This window comes from Dictyobacter kobayashii (genome assembly GCF_003967555.1).
In the GTDB taxonomy this organism is placed as follows: Bacteria; Chloroflexota; Ktedonobacteria; order Ktedonobacterales; family Ktedonobacteraceae; genus Dictyobacter; species Dictyobacter kobayashii.
In genome coordinates this window covers 3,940,952-3,960,904 of record NZ_BIFS01000001.1, presented here as the reverse complement: position 1 = coordinate 3,960,904, position 19,953 = coordinate 3,940,952, and the positions used below count along the sequence as shown (strand labels likewise).

Below are 19,953 nucleotides of genomic sequence, written 5' to 3'. Positions count from 1 at the left end.
TATTTTTAGTAGTTGCCGCATGAAGCCAAGCAGATACGAAAGGATGTGCCCGGGCATGACATTTCTCTCGCTCCTCACCAAAGAGCTGCGCTTACGCTTACGCCGAGAACGGACAATCTGGGTTATTATCACCTATGTGCTATTGATGGGGTTCATCGGCTGGCTGTTCCTTAGTAATACCGATACGAGCAGTTACTCAGGCTCAGGCGGCAGTGGACTAAGTGATGTAGGTGCTAACCTCTATTCACTCCTCGCTCAGGTCCAGCTCTTTCTGATTATATTTATTACGCCCTCACTAACAGCTACAGCAATCAATGGGGAAAAAGAACGGCAAACTTACGAGATGCTCCTCTGTTCGCGGCTCTCGGCTTTTTCGCTGATTATGGGGAAACTGGGCGCAGGCTTGATCAATGCACTGTTGCTGATCGCGGCGGCGATACCACTCTTTAGTCTGGTCTTTTTCTTCGGCGGAGTTGGACCGGCACAGGTAGGTAGCGCGCTGGTAATCTATCTCGTGACCGCGCTCTGGCTGGGCACACTCGGAATCTTCTGCTCGACCGCCTTCCAACGTCCCGCGCTCTCTACCGCCCTGGCCTACATGGTCAGCTTAATCTGGATGGTGTTCCCACTCTTACTCTCTATCATTCTGATCACCTCTGGCCAGGGATATCATTTCTTTCAACTCTATCCCAACAAATCTAAACTCTTCTTCGTCTGGAATCCGATTGTAGCTTTAACCACTACCACTCCCAACAACAGTACGTTTTCACCCTTTATGTTCTTCGTCGATTTTGGCTATGGCACTGGCTATGGGGGCACTGCCAGTAGCGCCACACCAGTGACAATTGGCTCCTGGCACCTGTCCTATTGGGCCACTTATACCATCATCAGTGTGGCCATGGCACTTATCTTCATCCTGCTCAGTATGCTGATGGTCAAACCACGCCACTATCGTGCCTCACGCCGCCATCTCATACGCCGAACAAATAAAACACCCATCACAGCCTGAGCCAGTGGCAGCGGCTCTAGCCACATTTACAATTACTTTCAATAGCATGGCAGGGCTTTTTTACTGTTTGTCCAGAGATCACAAGCAAGCAAGCAAGAAGATGTCCATTCTTTCATGAGTGGAGTGTGTGGTGGGCGGCCGCAGCCACCACACACTCAACACTCCCAACCCTATTGACATGTAACAAGGTGGGGAGATATCTCTTAAGGGATAGAGTTATTCATGTAGATGTGGTAGAGGTTGCATGTATCACTCATGAATAGCCCTACGTGACTATAATATGGATAGGGTAAAAGGCGATAGTATTTGATTTAGTATAAAGGAGTCTATTTTATGACTGTAGTACGTAATTCAAAAGTGGATCTACATGTGAATGGCAATGGGGCCTATGCATTTATCGCACAACCCGATGATGATCAGCAACATCCCGGTATTGTGCTTATACAGGAATGGTGGGGGATCGAGCCACATATATTAGATCTGGCCAATAAGCTGGCGGCGGCTGGCTTTGTGGTCGCGGTTCCTGATCTCTACCATGGCAAGGTGGCGACTGAACCAAATGATGCCATGCGTATGATGATGCTGGTGCAAAAAAATGTTGATGTGGCGGCCCGCGAAATTATCGGGGCGCTGGATACGATCAAACAACTTCCCAATGTCCAACCCAAAAAGCTGGGCTTGATCGGCTTCTGCCTGGGTGGTTTCCTGGCTTATACCGTTGCCTCGCGCTACCCTGACCTGGGAGCCGTCGTAGCATTCTATGGCGCGGGTTATGATCCAACACCGGAAGATGTAGCCAGAATTAACGCGCCAGTGCTGGCAATCTATGGTAAACAGGACGATAGCGTTCCCCCGGAACAGATTCAAAAGATCGAGCAGCTTTTCAAGTCAGCTGGCAAAGACTTTACCGTCAAAGTCTATGATGCCGGACATGCCTTTATCAATCCAGAGCATGGTATGGGCAATAAAGCAGCCGCTGATGATGCCTGGCCCCGCGCGGTCTCCTTCTTGAAAGAACACCTGCGCTAAAACATTTCTGCAAAAAAGACACCATGCTGGCGGGAGCCGATGCAGTCCCTGGTTAAAGGGCTACTAAATATGTGTTCCCTGCCAGCACTTTTATCTTTCTCAGTAGTAAAAAGGTGAAGATACTGGCTTATGACGTTTACTGATCGCGAACTCCTACGTCTGCATGTAGAAGCTGTCTGGGGGGTTTCCCTGCCTGCTTTGACCACTACCACTATTGAACTCTCAAGCCAGGGGATACAACCTGACTGGGTGCTATACATTGGCAAGTTGGCAGCAGAGACAACATATATCTGGCGCCCTGATATAACGCTCACTCAGCGACAACAGCTAGAGGACTGGTGGGAGCGTGGCCAGATCACACCTGCGAACTACAAGGTCCACCATGAAAAGGCGCTTGCCCCCTCTCATTCACCTGCGATGAGCCTGGCAACCGTCCAGGATATTGCCAGGCCACTTACACAGGACGATTATCCATTGCTAGAAGCTTATAGCACGGGCCAGGGAAATTATTTCCTCCAACCTGCCTGTGCTCCACTCATAGGTGTGATAAAAGAGCAACAGATTCTCTCTATCGCGCATAGTTCACGACGAACCACGCAGGCCTGTGAATTAGGAGTTGAGACACATCCACAGGCTCGTCGCCAGGGTTTTGCACTGGCTGCAACTATCCTCTGGGCCAATAGTGTCAGCCAGGAAGGCTTACTACCACTCTATAGTGCTCTGGCCGAGAATAGCGCCTCCATTCGGTTAGCCCATGCCGCCGGCTATCGACCTTTTGTCGCGGGTACAACGATAAGTTTGTCGTAAAATCCATTGCTTGTCTGGCCCATCAGACCCGTGAAAAGCATAAAAATTGGCGTTTATAAATACAGAAAAAGCAATAATAGTATGCATCTTATATTGTACTTATTCAATCTGTGTCTTTATTGGTGAGGAGCCCGCTATGTGCCAGAGTGAAGTCGCCCTGCTGAGAAAAAAAATTTTAGAAGAATATGAAGCAATGAAAAATGGTTTAACAGGGCTGGCCAGTGGTACAGCTCAGCATGCTTTTATTGATGCCCGTATGAGATATGTCGATATGTATCATGAGCAGCTTATACATCGTGTAGGGGAACAGGAAGCCGCCTTAACCGTGTGTGAGCTCTATACCCAGGTCATCGGTTAAGCCACAGATACAGTGGAAGGAGATCTGCTTTTCCTTCCACTGTGCTATTTTTGGAATCCTCTAGTCCTGATTCGCTCTTACCGCCATTTTACCCTGTGCTCCTTTCCTCTGATATAATATTCGTGCAAAGACAAATTCGACAGCTAAAGGAGCTTCTTATGCGCCTCAGACGATCAGAGCTTTCAACCCCCGGTAGTAATGAACGCATGATGGAAAAAGCGGTCGCCAGCGCCGCTGACCTGGTCCTTCTCGATTTGGAAGACGCTGTTGCCCCCAATGAAAAAGTATCAGCCCGCGCTAAAGTTATCCATAGTCTCAAGACGCTGGATTGGGGACAGAAAACACGCGCAGTACGGGTCAACGATCTGGAAAGCGAATTCGCCTACCAGGATATTATTTCGGTAGTCGAAGAGGCTGGTGAGTATCTCGATATCGTAATTATCCCCAAAGTAAAATCAGCCCGCGATGTCTGGTGGGTCGATACCTTGCTTGCGCAGATCGAAAAACACCGCTGCCTCTCGCGACGTATCGGATTAGAAGTATTGATTGAAGAGGTCGAGGCAATGCTCAATGTAGAAGAGATAGCCCGGGCCAGTAGCCGCCTGGAGGCGCTGATCTTTGGGCCGGGAGACTATAGTGCCTCGCAAGGTGTCGATAGCAAGGGTATCGAAGGGACCATTAATTATTACCCAGGGGACCTATGGCATTATGCGCGCAATAAAATTGCCATCGCCGCACGAGCGGCTGGCATCGATGCCATCGATGGGGCTTACGCTGATTTTAAAAATAGCGCAGGTTATGAGGGAGAGTGCATTCGTGCACGCACGCTGGGCTTTGTCGGCAAATGGGCCATCCATCCCGCCCAACTCCCCATCACCAACCAGGTCTTCTCTCCCGATCCAGAAGAGGTTGCGTATGCCCGGCGCCTGGATGCCGCCTATAAGCAGGCTCTAGACCAGGGACAGGGCGCCATCGCCTTTGAAGGCAAGATGGTCGATGCGGCCATTGTTAGAAGCGTACAGAATATTATTGCCAGGGCAGATCTAATTGGAATGTAGATCCTTTGCGGACGAAAACGTATCTTCCAGGGACTCCTTACACGTAAGATAGTTAGATGCATAATTACAATACGCAAGAGTTCCCCCTCTGACCAGACATCCAGATTGGAAATGCGAGAGCTTAATTTCAAGGAGAGCACGTGTCGAACAGAGGTTCAGTTTGAGAGATCCCATTCTTGCAGAGAGTTAACACACGTTGTAGGATATAAGAAACATCATGAAATGTTTCTTTACATAAAGGATCATGCTGATGAAAGATATGCTGCATGGAGATGCTCAAAAACTCCAAAAGAAGAAAAAATTAAGTGAGACACGCGTACTCCCTGAAACGGCCATGGCAGCTGATCCAATGCCTTCGGGAATTCCCCCCCAGGGATCGGTGGTGGTGACAATCTCACGCCAGTTTGGTAGTGGGGGTTCAGATATAGCACACATGGTAGCCCAGGAGGCTGGCCTCAATTATGTCGATCAAAAGATTATTACTGAGGTCGCCCGGCGCTTAAATGTGGATATGGAATATGCAACGCGACAGGATGAGCAGACCACTGGCCTTTCTAGTAATATTTTAGAAGCATTGCGCTCCAGCAATCCTTTTAATGTTCACTATATGTATCCGGCCTCTAAAGCTCAATCTCAATCTCAAGAATTGGCGTACTTTCATTTAACACAGCGCGTTATTCTGGAGTTAGCCACCCAGGGAAACGCCATTATTGTTGGGCGTGGCTCGCAATTCTTATTGCACAATAATCCACGTACCCTGCATATTCATATTTTCGCGCCTCTGGAATATCGCATCGACTATGTAATGAGACAGTATCAACTCAACCGCCTTGCAGCGAGAGAGATGATTGAGCAACGGGATGATGAGCAAGCTAGTTATCTACGTCGCTACTATGGCGTAGATGGACGGCGATCAAACTTTTACCATCTCCTTATCAATACTGGCTTGTTCTCATTTGAGAGTGCAACAAACTTCATCTGCCAGGCGCTCCCTGTCGTTAAAGCCATGGAGTAATTAAGGAAAGAAGAATAATATGAGCATCCAATCAATCAATCCTGCAACCGAAGAAGTCCTGGAAACATTTGAGCCTTATAGCTCGGAACAGATCGATGAGGCTTTGCAACAGGCCCATACGGCCTTTAGCAGCTGGCGCCGCACCAGCTTTGCCGAGCGGAGCGCCCTCTTCCATCGGCTGGCCAGCTATCTTCGTGAGCACAAAGCCCGCCTGGCACGGATCGCGACGCTGGAAATGGGAAAACCCATCGTTGAGGCTGAGTCCGAGGTGGAGAAGTGTGCTTTAAATTGTGAATATTACGCCGATAATGCAGAAAAGTTCTTGTCACCGCAAGTACTACCCAGCAATGCCACAAAGAGCTATATAGCGTTCCGACCCCTGGGAGTGGTGCTGGCTTTAATGCCCTGGAACTTTCCTTACTGGCAGGTGATGCGCTTCGCCGCCCCCGGTTTGATGGCTGGCAATACGGCCGTCCTCAAACATGCATCTAACGTCTCACAGGTGGCCCTGGAGATCGAGCGTATGTTTGAGGCCTGTGGTTTCCCCCAGGGCGTCTTCCGCACTGTGCTGGTCCCTGGAGCGGAGACTGAGGCCTTGATCAAGGACCCGCGCATTGCTGCAGTCACCTTAACTGGCAGCGAACAGGCTGGCATAAAGGTTGCTTCCACCAGTGGCGGTGAGATCAAAAAACATGTGTTGGAACTGGGCGGTGCAGATGCCTATATCGTCCTGGCCGACGCCGACCTGGATGCCGCAGCCAAAACAGCGGTCCAGGCCCGCAATCAGAACAATGGGCAGAGCTGTATCGCCGCCAAGCGCTTCATCGTAGTTGATCAGGTCTATGACGCATTCACAGAAAAATTCGTGAAATATACACAGCAGTTGCGCATAGGAGATCCTCTGGAGCGCGAGACGAAGATAGGGCCGCTGGCACGCAAGGATCTACGTGAGACGTTGGAAAAACAGGTACAGGATTCTCTGGCCCAGGGAGCTAAGCTGGCGACAGGTGGTAAACGGGTTGGAGATAAGGGATATTACTATGAGCCGACCATCCTGGCGGATGTCACGCCTGAAATGACTGCCTTCAAAGAAGAGACCTTTGGTCCTCTGGCTGCGGTAATCCGCGCACGCGATGCTGAGCATGCTATAGAGCTGGCTAATGACTCAATCTTTGGCCTGAGCAGCAATCTCTGGACGCGCGATCTTGAGCTGGCACAACAACTGGCGGCCCGCATCGAAGCCGGTGGTGTCTTTATCAATGGCATGACCGCTTCAACGCCCAGCCTGCCCTTTGGTGGCGTCAAACACAGTGGCTATGGCCGCGAGCTCTCGCACTTTGGTATTCAGGAATTCGTCAACATCCAGACGATCTGGATTGGCCCTAAAACCGATGAGACTCCCACCCAATCACCTGCTGAATAATAGCAGCAGCAAAAAATCACCACAAAGGCGAATGGGGATATTCCCATTCGCCTTTGTGGTGATGTGCATGTAAGCAGGTGCAATTATCAGTCCTTTGAACGTGGATCGAACGCATCACGTAAACCATCACCAAGGAATGAGAAGGCCAGTACAATGATGACCAGTACAAACGACGGCATCAAGGCCTCCCAGGGATGATTCTGCAGGAAGTCAGTCGCATCCGAAATCATCAATCCGATACTGGATCCTGGAGGTTGAACACCCAGACCCAGCAAGCTGATACCTGCTTCACTGATAATGGTGTTAGCAATGTTCAAGGTTGAAGCAATGATTACAATGCTGAACAGGTTGGGAATCAGGTGGCGCAGGATAATTGTAAAGTCGGTCGCACCCGAGGTGCGGGCAGCTTCAATAAACTGTTGCTCCTTCAACTGCAGGGTCTGACCACGTACATAACGGGCCATCAATGGCCAGACGGTCAGCGCTAGTCCAACAGAGACAAAGAGCAAGCGTGCGTTACCATTGGCACCGATAACTGGAATATTTCCCAACATATCATTGGCCTTCGAACCCAGAATACCTACCAGCAAAATGATAAATAGCAATCCAGGGAAGGCAAAGATAACATCGGTAAAACGCGCCAGGAAGAAATCTATCCAACCGCCATAATAACCGGCCAGTACGCCAATCGTCACACCCAGAAAAATGTCGATTATCTCTACCACAGTTGCCACCGCGATGGAGATCAACATACCTTGCATTAAGCGCGATAATAAATCGCGGCCAATAGAATCAGTGCCCAACCAGTATTGCGCAGATGGTCCCTCGTGCTTGCGGTCCGCTTCCTGATGTGTAAAATCTCGATAGACGGATGCAGGGATCGTTGTATTCGTCATGTCACTCTTATAGTTGGGGCCCGCCAGTTTATAGATTGGTGTGCCAAAGATCGCAATCAGAACGTAGAGCACAATCACGGCCAGACAGAACATGGCGCGCTTATCCCTGCGCAAACGCCGAATAGACTCCTGAAAAGGAGTGGCCGTTTTCTTCTTTTTCTCCTCATCGCTGACCGGCTTGCCTTCGATGACCTCAGTCGATAAGGCGGGAGCTTCCTCTATTAATAGCTCCTGAGGAGATGGTGGGGGCACCATAGCCTCATCAGGCTGCACAAACTTGGGCTTCGAAAATTTCGGTCCTCTATCGTTTTCCATTTTCAATACTCACCTTCTCGACTTACTCAGCTTTGATGCGGGGATCGACAATTGTGTAGCAGATATCAGACAGTAGATTGCCGAAGACAACTCCGATGGCCAATATAACAGTTGTTGCCTGTACGACGGGGTAGTCCAGGTTATCAATCGAGTCCAATGTAATGCCAGCAATGCCAGGAATGGAGAAGATTCTTTCAATGAAGAAGGCGCCCGCTACCAGGAAACCTATCGACAAACCTATAACGGTAATGAGAGGAATCAATGCATTGCGGAAAGCGTGGCGATAGATCACGGCCCGCTCATATAAGCCTTTAGCGCGGGCGGTACGCACATAGTCCTGACGTAAGATTTCTAACATGCTGGTACGCGACAGGCGCGCGAAATATGCCATACCGGTGGCACCATAAACCAGGATCGGGGCCAGTTTATATTGAATATCCATCCAACTATATTGCCAGGGTGTTCCCCACTGGGTATTAGGCCAGCTCCAACCAAAAGTATTATCCAGCCAGATAATCAAAAACTGGACCAGGATAGCTAAAACGAAGGATGGCAGGGCATAAATAACCAGCGAAGCACCCATGCTGATGGTGTCGGTCCAGCTGTTCGCTCGAATAGCTGAGATAATACCAACCGGAACACCGATACCAAGCTGGATTACCAGTGCCCAGAAGCCGAGCTCCAACGATATTGGTAGGCCATCTCCAATAATATCCTTAACTGGTCGGCCAATTGTTTTAAACGAGGTTCCTAGATCAAAGTGCAGCAAACGTACAACGAAATTAGCATATTGCTGGTACCATGGCAGATCCAATCCGTAGGCATGCATCAATTGTAATTCCAATGTATGATTGGGGTGATCTCCCATCATAATCTGAACTGGATTGCTGGGAGAGTAAAAACCTATAATAAACGTGAGAAATGTCACGCAAAAGATTACGAAAAGGAGCCCAATGAATCTTTTTATTAAGAATTTAAGCATACCAAGCTCCGTCCTCCTTCTTCTCTACAAAGGTGCCTGTGTCATAATGGGAATGTACGAATTGTATGAGTAGAGGATTATCTCCTTCAATGCCACATAACTTACGCGTTCTACTCTGTTCTAGCTGGAGATAAAAATGTAGATGGCTAAAAAAGGAAAATATCCGCAACGTCTGAATCAATCGAGAGGGCCATACGTCACGGATACCTACAACTAACTGATAAAGGAAGTCACCTGCCATACATCGTTGATAGGAAGATGACAGATGACCCACCTAAACTTACGTTTTAATCAGTTATGCCGACATGTAGATGTTGCTCCAGTCGTCAGGCGGAATCAACTGCTGAGAGTTGAGTTTCAGATTGTGCACCTTCAGGCTGGTCAGAGAGTGAACTTTCTCCTGCCACAGAGGGATCCAACCCACATCATTGATGATCTTCTGCTCAGCATCGTTATACATTTTCATGCGGGCATCCTGGTCAGGTGTAACGTCAGCTTTGCGCAGTTCCTGCTGAACCTGCTGCTGCTCGGCGGCTGCAGTAGAATGATTCTGACCATAGTTGAACTGGTTGTAGTCCGAACCCTGATCGAAGAAGGTTGTCAGCCAGTCCTGTGGATCTGGATAGTCAGCATTCCAGCCCGCCTGCCATAGTGGCAGTGAAGCATTGTTCTGAGTAGCGTTCTCCAGGTCCAACAAACGAGCGCGAGCTACAGTGTTAACATTGACCTTCACGCCCAGGTTGGTCTGCCACATCGAAACGATCTGGGACATTGCATCTTTGAAGCTCTGCTCACGTGGGTAGTAGGTCAGGGTCAGAGAAGGCAGGGTTGTGATACCCTCTTCCTTCATACCATCAGCCAGCAATTGTTTGGCCTTAGCAGGATCACCCTGGGTGGTGGTTCCTTCGGGGCCGGTCAAGGCTGCATCGTAACCAGGCATTCCACTAGGAATGATGTGATTGGTGGCCGTAAAGGCATTGTTGATAGCAGTCTTAACAATGAGATCTTTGTTGATAGCCAGAGCAAAGGCCTCACGAATTTTGATGTTATCAAAAGGCTTGGCCAGATAGTTCAAGCTGAGGTAACGAATCGTCAATACATCGGTTGAGCTGTAGTCGGGTTTTCCGACCACATCACCCACGTTTGCGGTTGGAACATAGGTGAAGTCCAACTGCTTGGCCTGATAAGCTTTGTACATGCCATCTTCGTCTTTGTAGAAGACAACCGACAGAGTTTTCAGTTTTGGCTTAGGACCATAGTAGCTATCGTTGCGTACCAGTTGAATACCAGTGGTGTGCGAGTAAGACTGAACTTTGAATGGGCCATCACCGGCACCCTCTTGAATATGATCAGTCCAGGGGCTACTGCCACCTTTGTACTTCTCAACAATCTTCTGGTTCACTACATAAGATGTAGGATAAGAAAGGGCTTCCAGGAAATAAGCGGCGGGTTTGCTGATTTTGATCACCACAGTAGTAGGATCAGGCGTCAGCAGGCTATCGCCAATCAAGGTTGGGATCTTTCCTGAATTGACTTTGTCATAATCCTTCAAAAGGTTCAAATAGTAGCTCACAGGTGAATTGAGGCTCTTAGAGACGGCGCGGTTGATGCTATATACGACATCAGCGGACGTCAGAGGATCACCATTGCTAAACTTGAGGCCTGGGCGTAATTTGAAAGTGTATGTCATACCATCTTTTGAGATGGTTGGCAGCTCAGCAGCCAGCTGGGCTTCACTTTCAGATCTTTGTCCAGAGTTACCAGACCAGTAAAGACGGCCTGCTGAATGGGAAAATTGGAGTCGGTATCCTGTACGGTACCAGGATCAAAGCTGTTGATGTCACCAACAACAGGGTAACGTAACACCTGCTTGTCATCAGAAACGGCAGCAGAGGAACTGCCCGAGCCACCGCTGCTACCACATGAGGCCATAAATATGGCCATCAAGCAGACGAGGCTGGTCAAGAACTGCAAAGAAAGTTTCTTACCGGCTTTCACAATAATTCTCCTTGTATAAACCCAAAGAGGTAGAACGATAATTCAGCACACGATCAACGCAATAGATATGTCACGACAGAAAAATAAAAGTAAATGTATCTCTGGCCCTTTTTTGTGTCACACCTCTGGCATTTTTGTCTCACCACCAACTGGTGTGTGCTGATAAAAGTCTTCGATATATTTAACTACGTCATCCTGGAATCTAAATCTCTCATCAATATCGACAAAAAGAAAAAAATGGTTAGAAGATAGTCACTTTGTCACCTCTACAGTCCTTTATCAAGTATCATTACTTAAGCACATAATTTTTTAGAGGGGGTGCAATTATAAGCATGTATAGTGAGTCAAAGGAAATCACAGCAACCGATTGGTGGGCCCTTGGAGACACACCTGTCCGTCGCGATTCGCGGGTGACGTATTTTATAGATGGGCAGGCCACATTTCTAGAAATGTGTCTGTGTTTTTATGCGTGCGACACGCTCTATTTACCTGGCCAATTGGGGCATGGAACCGGATATACTCCTGGTACGAGGCGAGGATATACTGCCTGAGCAGCCTGAGGATCAGGTCCGCACAGCCTATATTGAGGACTTACGTGAACAGGGCTTGCAAGATGCTGATATTGAGTTCTGGCTGACACATAAGCTTTCTGTGAAAGAAGTACTGGTATATGCGCAAAGTAAGGGAGTCGAGGTTAAGGTGCTGCTCTGGAAAGCAAAGAAGGCCTTCGCGGTCTATGATCCAGAGGGGGCGCGAGATAAATTAACGGAGGCTGGTATTACCTGTCTGCTGGATGATAGCGCGGAGGGCATTCTACACCATCAGATTGAATCGTTGCATCAAAAAGTGACCGTGGTCGATCATGAGATTGCCTTTGTGGGTGGCCTCGATCCCCTCATTGAGAAGGAAGATGACTTTGATCGCTGGGATACGTCTGAACATGTTTTTGATACCCCTTTGCGGCGGACAACGTCGGGCAAGACACCTCATGGCTGGCATGATACACATGCTAAAATTGAAGGTCTGGCGGCTGGCGATGTCGAATTGAACTTCCGCCAGCGCTGGAATGATCTTGTCGCTCGTCATCACATGGATACGCAGTTGCATATTCCAGAACATCCTTTACCAGCCCCGATAGAAAGTCAGAGCGTTGTTCAGATCGCGCGTACCGTGCCACAGCATACCTATTCCTTCGATAAAGAGGCCATCCTGGGCATTACACAGCTTTATGACCATGCCTTGAGCAATGCGCAACAATCGATCTACTTAGAAAATCAGTATTTCTGGCTACGCGCTTATTATGGCGTGGACATTCCATTTCTGGGTAAAGATAGTGGGGAGATGGAGGATCATATCCAACAAATTATTGCGGCACTACGCCGGGCGCCACTATGAGTATCCTACTCCCTGATCATCCCAATGTGGGGCGCGCCTTTAGTGATGCAGGTCTGACCATACTGCGAACCGCAGTACCTGAAGCGGTACAGGAAGGAAGGTTGCGCGCATTCTGCCTGGCCACCTCACACTATAGTATGGATGATGGCCTGCTTCATTATCGCCCGATCTATGTCCATTCTAAAACCGCGATTATTGATGATACCTGGTCGACTGTGGGATCAGGCAACCTGAACAATCGTGGTATGCATGATGATACCGAGATCAATGTGGCTACGCTGGACCCTTTTCTGGCCCATGGATTACGTCTGCTGCTGCAGGCCGAGCACATTGGATTGCTCAGTCTGGAAGAACTGAATGCGGCCTCGCGACTCTATCGAGAACAGAGCCTGAAAACAGCGGAACGGGCAATGGCGGAAAAAGTCTTTCAAAAACTGGAAGAGGCCCTGCACGATCCCTTCCAGGCTGTGCAGCTGATGCAACAACGCGCGGAGGAAAATTTGGAGCACTATAAAGCACGTCAGCCTCTGGTTGGCCACCTGTTGCCATATTTGACCGCTGAGGAAGCCAACCATCAGGGTTTAAACTTTCGTGAAGAGCATGGCTGGATTGAGGAACCCGAAAATTAGATCAGTTCCAGGTAACGACGACGCTCCCAGTTGGTCACTGCTTTCTCGTATTCCTGAACCTCCCAGCGACGCGTAATTACAAAGTGCTCAACAAAATCAGCACCCAGATATTCTCTGGCCACCTCACTCTTCTCAAACAGATCAGTGGCGGTGGTCAGATTGCGGGCCAGGGGATACATATGACCATGGGCAATGGCCTGCTCGATCTTCTCCTGACTATAAGCATTACCATCCAGGCGCGGAGGAAGCTCCAATTGATGGTCAATGCCATAGAGTCCACTGGCCAGCATGCCAGCAAACACCAGGTAGAAATTGGCATCGGCGCCCGGCACGCGATTTTCCAGCCGAATCGACTTACGGCCGCTATTGATGACACGTACGGCGCAGGTTCGATTGTCCATTCCCCACGCGGTATTGAGTGGTGTCCAGGTCCCCTCAATGTAGCGCTTATAAGAATTGATGGTAGGAGCATAGAGGGCCATAAAATCAGGCATCTTCTGTAACACCCCCGCCAGGAAATGGCGCATGGTGGCGGACATATGCCCTTCGGCATCATCATCCCAGAAGGCGTTGCGCTCACCATCAACATCCCATAAACTCATATGGGTATGCCCGCTACTACCATCTTCTTGATCATTCCACTTGGCCATAAATGTCGGGGTAAAACCACTCTGGTGGCAGATCTCTTTTACCCCGCTCTTAAAGAGCATTGTGCGGTCAGCCGCGGTCAAGGCCGCACTATAATGCATATTGATCTCATACATCCCCGGACCATGCTCACGATTATAGCCCTCAATATCAATGCCGTAGGCGCGCATCTGGCGTACAACCTGTCCAATCAAATAATCATCGGCCGTCGCATGGCTAATTACGTAGCAGTTTGTACCTGGATTCAAGGGGGTCAGGTCAGGACCAAAGTCTTTGGTGCGCAATGAGACCTGGTCTTCGCGAAAAAAACGCATCTCTAATTCAGAGGCTGCCATGGGGGCTAAACCCAGATTACGCGCGCGCTCTAACAGGGAATTCAATACATAACGAGGTGAAACGGTAATCGGCTCTCCATGCTCGGTCCACAGATCACAGACACAGGAGGCCACCTTTTCTTCCCAGGGCACCAGTGCAAAAGTATCGAGATCGGGAACCATTACAAAATCCCCAAATCCACGATTGATATTACTCACCTTCAGATTGGGAAGTACATTCTCTGCAATATCCCACCCGAATAGCACATCTGACTGGGCAAAACCAGCCTCGATAGATTCCAGGAAGAATGGCGCTGTTACGCGCTTACCACGGAAGACGCCATCAATATCAGGCACGCCAAGCTTGATATATTCAACTTTCCCTTCCTCAATGAGTGATTTCACCTCGACGAGATTCATATAATTTTTCCCTTTCTCAGTAGATGTACAGCGCGTTCTGCCAGCGGCAACAGGATATTTATTTTATGTTACAAGCCAGGTTTTGTCAGTATAAGGTGTGCTTGTTTAACGTCCGCAGGTTAGCATGCACCTGCCAACACGTCAAGTAGCCACCTTGCTTATAGAATGTTAGACTCGCATGTTTATGGGAAATGTGTCACTCCTTTACGGGCGGGCGCTGGCGCGCCCGCGCCTGTTTTCTTGTGTGATGCAAAAATTGCGCTTAGGCGCAATTTTTGCATCACACAAGAAATTCAGTATGAGCTCCTCAAACACAAAAGCTCATACACAAACAGCGCGGTAGTGACGGAAGTCTGACGCTTTCTGAGCTCTTGCGCGGACGTGCGCTGGCACGCCCGCGCTTTTTTTATTATGTGGTGCAAAAATTGCGCTAGGCGCAATTTTTGCACCACATAATAAAACTTCTTGAACGCCTTTGGCGCTCAAAGATATGGCATGGCAGTGGCAGCGAAGCTAGCCGCGACTGAGCGGCATTTACGATTGCTTTTAGATGGCTCGCTGCAAGGCAGAGCGCAAAAGTGGGCGAGCGCGCTGAAAATAGGTCTTGGCAGTATTCTCAGGCATATTTAATAAACGTCCAATCTCGCCAAAACTGAGTTCCTGGGTGTAGCGTAACATAACAACTGAGCGAAAGTGAGAAGGGAGGTGGCGAATAGCTTTACGCAGGACCACGCGCAATTCTTGTTGTTCCGCGATTATATCTGGTTGCGGATCTCCATCGGGAATAATACTTATAAAGGAAAATTCGTCACGCTCATCGTTCTCCTCTAACTCGGAAAAGAGCAATGAACGTTGCTTGCGGCGCTCATCAATGCAGCGGTTCCAGGCCACCTGGAATAGCCACGCTTTTAAAGGGGCATTTGTGTGCTCAGAATACAGGGTATCGCGCAAACGCGGCAATGAAGTATAGAGTTGCAAAAACACGAATTGCAGCACATCGTTAGCCCACTCGGTCTCTCTCAAGCTACGCTGAATAAAATTATACAAAGGCAATTGATAACGCTGAACCAGGGTCGGAAATGCGCACTCGTCACCTGCAAGAGTCGCGACAATCAATGCATGATCAGAACAATCTGTAGCACAGATAGAAGTATCAAATTGCACAAACATCGCCAAAATCCTGTTTTTCTCTATTTCATATCCAGCATAAAAGTCTTAGTCCACACAACATCAACTTTTGCAATCCGTATTGCGTATAACAACAGAAGATGTGGAAACCAGAAACATCGGTTTGCACAAAACCAAGACATTGAATGATGCAATTACGTTGAGTACTATATGATATGTATTGGAAAGAAGATGGTTTCTTTTCTTTACCTATCTACTATAGCAAAAAAAATGGGGCGAAACTTCAAAATTGTGTAAAGTTTGCATCAATAGTCCATCAATTTATCATTGAGTGCCAGCAAACACACCAGCTGGAGAATGGTTAATAGCCTGCGAGCAGCCTTTAAGGTTAAATCTACCTGATTGCTACGCAAAAAGCAGCAATACGCTGAGTTCATTACCATAATAACAGGCTCCGCAGGGCTTTTTACTGTTCGTCCAGAGAGCGCAGGGAGATCACGAGCAAGCGATATGATGGACCTTCTTTCAGGTGTGGAGAGTGTGTGGTGGGCGGCCGCCCACCACACACTCTCCACACTCCCAACCCGACGCCGCAGGCGCCAAAGAGGAACATGAAAAAGTCCTGCAGGCTCCGCACATAAAGTTGACAATAATGAAATTCGCTGAGTAAGATAGATGAAAGCAATTGGTAATTAAAAAAGACCATAAAGCAATACATTCATATCTTCTTTTTGCCTGACTACTGAATGGAGAGGATTGGCGGATGCGCAGAACGCCATCGCATGAAAACGATCATCTGGATGGAGAGAGAACAGTACGCGATTTAAAGCGTCCTGGCACGAGCCGTAGGCCTCCACAACCTATGGATGAGGATGAAAATTATCAACTCGATGAACATCCTGAAATTCCTAGAATCAGGCGAGCTTCACGCTTTTTAGAGCTTGATCCTGATCAGGAAGCAGCCCCAACCACCCACTCTCCAGTTAGATCCACTCAGAGGGCACGTCTGGCTCGCCCACAGGCAGGCACGCGTATTAATACTGAGCAGTTGATGAAGCGACGCTTAAAACGGCGCGAAGAGCAGGCTCCGCAAGACCAGACAACCACACGGCGTCCACGTACCTATGTGCGCGAACAGCCTGAGGATCAGACTATACGTGAGAGACCTCTGGATCAGACGAAAACGCGTCGTCCCAAACCCCGTGTCTACATTGAAGATATCCCGGATAATCGCCCAGAGCAGGTACAAAAGAGTGTCAGGCCGGTCAAAAATCCAACCCGGCCCAAACAGCCACCGGCTGCCTATAATATACCCACTGTACAGCAATCTTATACACGTATCGGACGCCGCGAACGGCATGCGCAAAACCTGATCTTTGATATATTTCATACTATTATTCATAATCGACCGGTGGCACTGACAATTAGCGGCGCTTTAATCCTGTTAATCGTTTTGCCCTTGCTATTCAATCTGTTGCTGCACCCATCAACCAATATTACGGCCCGCTATCCTGGCTCAACCAGCGACCAATCGGCCACCGCCACGACTGTCTTGAAACCGGCCAATCCGGCCAATCCACATGAGCTTGTTATTCAGCCACCAAATAATAATCATCCTGCTCCACCCGTACTGGCAACCTCTGCTTATCTGCTCGATGCCGATACTGGTGTTACGCTCTATGCCCGGAACCCATTTATGCATATCCCGATGATGAGCACGACAAAATTAATGACGGCCCTGCTCACCATAGAACAAGGTGGTAAACTGGATCGAGAGATAACTATTACACCGTCTATCACCAGGGATCTCAATCAGCTTTCGGCTGATAGTTCCGTTATGGGGATAAAGCCCGGTGAGACATATAGTATCCGTGAGCTGCTCTATGGTCTGTTCCTCGTATCTGGCAATGATGCAGCGATCGTCATCGCCGATGCAGATGCCGGTAGTGTGCCTAAATTTGTGGATCAAATGAATCAGCGCGCCCTGCAATTGGGGATGCATGACACCCACTTTCTCAATCCACATGGCTTGATGGAGGATGGCCATTATTCCAGTGCCCATGACCTCGCGATAATGGGTCAGCATGTCTTTAGCAATGCACTCATTCATCAGATCAGTTCGACCAGAGAGTATCATATCGTGGGCAACAAGCAGCATGCCGAACACTATTTAGAGAACGGCGACCAATTTATGTACTGGTATCCCGGCGTCGATGGCGGTAAAACCGGCTGGGATGCAGCCTCCAACTTTTTACAGGTGATCTCGTGTACACGCAATGGCCATCACTTGATCGGAGTAGTAATGCATACAGTGGATTGGTGGACCGATATGCGAGATCTGATGAACTATGGTTTCAGCGACTTTACCTGGATCTCGCCGCGTGAGATCAATGCCAATGTGCATCCAATCCCCTACGCCGCTGAATGGACCTACTTCCATAGTGATACGCGTGAGCGAACGATCCCCATGGGCACCAATGGGCGTTTCTACGTCTATACTGAGTACGCTATTTCGGGGTTGATCATGAACTATTTTGATAAAAATCATGGCTTGAGTAAGTTTGGATATCCTATTGGGCCCGCCAACACCAGCACGACAACCGCACTGAGTCAACGCTTTGAACATGCAACCATACAGTGCGATCTGCAGTCAAAGGAATGTAAAACAGTTTAAAGTATTGCTGAAACCTTTTATTTGACATAGGATCAAGCCAGATGTATCGTCGATCATGAGGAGCCGCAAAATTTATCGCCACACACAGCATCTAGCAACACTCGCACAATCCTCAATAATCGGAAGAAGAAACCATAATAGAATGTAGCACGTTGTTTTTATGAAACGGTATTGCCGTGACCATGTGCCTAATTCACTTGCTCGCTATACTCATGTTTGTTATACTTCAAACGGCGTACCTGTAGAAGGTATTAGACAAAAAAGAGTACCTCTACACACATGCCCTCGAGCAATAAAAGTACATGACAAGGGCATTGCGCTCACTTTCATTTTTACGCGGCGTGATCCAGCGGGACCACCTCCCATCGGTACGCCCTACAGCATTTTTAGTCAGGGTATGGGTTTCTATGCAAACAGATAATTCAAACAATGACAGCACTACGCCGTCTGGATTACGCAAAGCACGTCTGGCTTTCGCGATATCCGCAGGCAAGCTAGCTGGCGCATCCGGGCGTTTGTTTCATATCGGAGGCGGCACCAGTTTACCAGGTATGATTGCACGCCGCATTGATCCAAATGTGCTGAAATCAGTCGTTGGTGGCAGTAAAGCCAAGAAAATTGTAATTACCGGTAGTAACGGAAAAACAACCACTGCACGTATGACGGCAGCCATCGCTGACGCAGCGGGCCATCGCGTTTCCCAGAACCGCACAGGCTCTAACCTGCTTCAGGGCGTCACCTCCGTAGCAGTGAACTTCTCCGATTTATTTGGACGCCTGGAGAGCGATGTCCTGCTCTTCGAGATCGACGAAGCAACCATTCCCCTGGCTGTTCCAGAAATTCAGCCCGATGTGGTGGTAATTACTAACATTTTCCGCGATCAATTGGACCGTTATGGAGAGCTCTACGCGGTGGCACGTGCCCTCAACGAGATGTTAGAGAGCCTGCCAGAGACCGCGACCATTCTGCTCAACGGCAATGATCCTCAGGTAGCCAATTTCGGCGTCAATGCTAAAGCCAAGCGCCTCTTCTTTGGTCTGGAAACCAAAGATATTGGTACTCCAGTGCCAGAACAATCAGCCGATATTATCCGCTGTATCCACTGTAATAGCGATTTCAACTACGAGGTGGCCTATCTGTCACACCTGGGTTTATATCGCTGCCCTGAGTGCGGCTATACATTGCCAAATCTCGATATTGCAGTTACCTCGGCGGCACTGGCTGAAAATGGTGAAGGTCCCAGCCATATCAAATTGCGCACACCCAAAGGCGAAATGAAGCTGGAGATTCCGCTGCCTGGCGTCCATAACATTTATAATGCCGCCGCCGCCATTGGCGCCGCGATGGCCGCCGGGTTCCCGCTGGATACCGTTCAGACGGCGATGACCAATATTCGCACAGCCTTTGGACGTATGGAGAAGATTCAGGCTGGGGATAAAACTATCTATCTCTCCTTCGTCAAAAATCCAACATCTTTCAATTTGATGTTGCGCCTGATCGCCCAGCATCCCGGCAAGAAGCATCTCTTGCTCGCTATGAGCCATACCGTCGTCGATGGCCAGGACTTCGGCTGGCTATGGGATGTTGAACTCGAAGATCTGGCACCCGATATTCTGGATGCGGTCTGTAGTGGCAATAAAACTGAAGAGCTCGCCATGCGCCTGAAATATGCCGAGGTATCAACCGATAAGATCTCGCTGGTCGAGGACCGTGAAGCGGCCCTGGATGCGGCAATCAAACAGGTTGAACCGGGTGGCACACTCTACATTATGAGCGGTTACACTCCAACCCAGGAGTTACGTCGAGTTATGCAGAAGCGCGGCTGGGTCAAGCACTTCTGGGAGGAATAAGAGAC

General features: G+C 48.9%; 18 protein-coding genes. 11 read left to right on the top strand and 7 right to left on the bottom strand.

The features are described 5' to 3' along the window. Positions 1 to 55: 55 nt before the first annotated feature. From EL645_RS17435 to EL645_RS17405, 7 genes are all read left to right on the top strand, one after another. Positions 56 to 1,009, top strand: coding sequence for an ABC transporter permease (locus EL645_RS17435; RefSeq protein WP_161977443.1), 954 nt, complete (start codon positions 56 to 58; stop codon positions 1,007 to 1,009). A gap of 333 nt (positions 1,010 to 1,342) precedes the next feature. Further along, positions 1,343 to 2,038: a dienelactone hydrolase family protein gene (locus tag EL645_RS17430; protein ID WP_126551698.1), complete on the top strand. Its 696-nt coding sequence runs from the start codon at positions 1,343 to 1,345 to the stop codon at positions 2,036 to 2,038. A 129-nt stretch (positions 2,039 to 2,167) separates the two neighbouring features. After that, positions 2,168 to 2,845 carry a GNAT family N-acetyltransferase gene (locus tag EL645_RS17425; RefSeq protein WP_126551697.1) on the top strand — a complete coding sequence of 226 codons (678 nt, stop codon included), beginning with the start codon at positions 2,168 to 2,170 and terminating at the stop codon, positions 2,843 to 2,845. A gap of 136 nt (positions 2,846 to 2,981) precedes the next feature. Continuing rightward, positions 2,982 to 3,203: a hypothetical protein gene (locus EL645_RS17420; protein WP_126551696.1), complete on the top strand. Its 222-nt coding sequence runs from the start codon at positions 2,982 to 2,984 to the stop codon at positions 3,201 to 3,203. Between the two features lie 158 nt (positions 3,204 to 3,361). Then, positions 3,362 to 4,261 carry an HpcH/HpaI aldolase/citrate lyase family protein gene (locus EL645_RS17415; RefSeq protein ID WP_126551695.1) on the top strand — a complete coding sequence of 300 codons (900 nt, stop codon included), beginning with the start codon at positions 3,362 to 3,364 and terminating at the stop codon, positions 4,259 to 4,261. A gap of 250 nt (positions 4,262 to 4,511) precedes the next feature. Continuing rightward, positions 4,512 to 5,276 carry a cytidylate kinase-like family protein gene (locus tag EL645_RS17410; RefSeq protein ID WP_161977442.1) on the top strand — a complete coding sequence of 255 codons (765 nt, stop codon included), beginning with the start codon at positions 4,512 to 4,514 and terminating at the stop codon, positions 5,274 to 5,276. Positions 5,277 to 5,295: 19 nt separating this feature from the next. Continuing rightward, on the top strand, positions 5,296 to 6,699 hold the full coding sequence (locus EL645_RS17405; RefSeq protein WP_126551693.1) for an NAD-dependent succinate-semialdehyde dehydrogenase: 1,404 nt from the start codon (positions 5,296 to 5,298) through the stop codon (positions 6,697 to 6,699). An 86-nt stretch (positions 6,700 to 6,785) separates the two neighbouring features. Here EL645_RS17405 and EL645_RS17400 read toward each other — a convergent pair whose 3' ends face one another. From EL645_RS17400 to EL645_RS17385, 4 genes are all read right to left on the bottom strand, one after another. Then, on the bottom strand, positions 6,786 to 7,910 hold the full coding sequence (locus tag EL645_RS17400) for an ABC transporter permease (protein ID WP_246035391.1): 1,125 nt from the start codon (positions 7,908 to 7,910) through the stop codon (positions 6,786 to 6,788). A 22-nt stretch (positions 7,911 to 7,932) separates the two neighbouring features. Further along, positions 7,933 to 8,892 (bottom strand): ABC transporter permease, encoded by a 960-nt coding sequence (locus tag EL645_RS17395; RefSeq protein ID WP_126551692.1) that lies wholly within the window; start codon positions 8,890 to 8,892, stop codon positions 7,933 to 7,935. 295 nt (positions 8,893 to 9,187) lie between these two features. Then, on the bottom strand, positions 9,188 to 10,582 hold the full coding sequence (locus EL645_RS17390) for a peptide ABC transporter substrate-binding protein (protein ID WP_126551691.1): 1,395 nt from the start codon (positions 10,580 to 10,582) through the stop codon (positions 9,188 to 9,190). Further along, positions 10,579 to 10,890: a hypothetical protein gene (locus EL645_RS17385; RefSeq protein WP_126551690.1), complete on the bottom strand. Its 312-nt coding sequence runs from the start codon at positions 10,888 to 10,890 to the stop codon at positions 10,579 to 10,581. The genes EL645_RS17390 and EL645_RS17385 overlap by 4 nt, the downstream gene beginning before the upstream one ends. A gap of 465 nt (positions 10,891 to 11,355) precedes the next feature. Between EL645_RS17385 and EL645_RS17380 the strand changes: the two genes are divergently transcribed. Next, a complete protein-coding gene (locus EL645_RS17380; RefSeq protein ID WP_126551689.1) occupies positions 11,356 to 12,285 on the top strand; it encodes a phospholipase D-like domain-containing protein in 930 nt (309 codons plus the stop codon). Then, the gene (locus EL645_RS17375; protein ID WP_126551688.1) at positions 12,282 to 12,914 is read left to right on the top strand and encodes a phospholipase D-like domain-containing protein; all 633 of its coding nucleotides are present in this window, start codon (positions 12,282 to 12,284) and stop codon (positions 12,912 to 12,914) included. The genes EL645_RS17380 and EL645_RS17375 overlap by 4 nt, the downstream gene beginning before the upstream one ends. Here the strand turns inward: EL645_RS17375 and EL645_RS17370 are convergent. The 3 genes from EL645_RS17370 to EL645_RS39350 form a co-directional block, all read right to left on the bottom strand. Next, on the bottom strand, positions 12,911 to 14,296 hold the full coding sequence (locus EL645_RS17370; protein WP_126551687.1) for a glutamine synthetase family protein: 1,386 nt from the start codon (positions 14,294 to 14,296) through the stop codon (positions 12,911 to 12,913). The genes EL645_RS17375 and EL645_RS17370 overlap by 4 nt on opposite strands. A 546-nt stretch (positions 14,297 to 14,842) precedes the next feature. Beyond that, complete coding sequence (locus EL645_RS17365) at positions 14,843 to 15,466, bottom strand: RNA polymerase sigma factor (RefSeq protein ID WP_126554240.1); 624 nt, start codon at positions 15,464 to 15,466, stop codon at positions 14,843 to 14,845. Positions 15,467 to 15,729: 263 nt separating this feature from the next. Next, entirely contained in the window at positions 15,730 to 15,867 is a 138-nt protein-coding gene (locus EL645_RS39350) for a hypothetical protein (protein ID WP_161977441.1), read from the bottom strand. A 320-nt stretch (positions 15,868 to 16,187) separates the two neighbouring features. Between EL645_RS39350 and EL645_RS17360 the strand changes: the two genes are divergently transcribed. After that, entirely contained in the window at positions 16,188 to 18,098 is a 1,911-nt protein-coding gene (locus tag EL645_RS17360) for a D-alanyl-D-alanine carboxypeptidase family protein (protein WP_126551686.1), read from the top strand. Positions 18,099 to 18,505: 407 nt separating this feature from the next. Beyond that, a complete protein-coding gene (locus EL645_RS17355; protein ID WP_161977440.1) occupies positions 18,506 to 19,948 on the top strand; it encodes a MurT ligase domain-containing protein in 1,443 nt (480 codons plus the stop codon). Positions 19,949 to 19,953 lie beyond the last annotated feature (5 nt).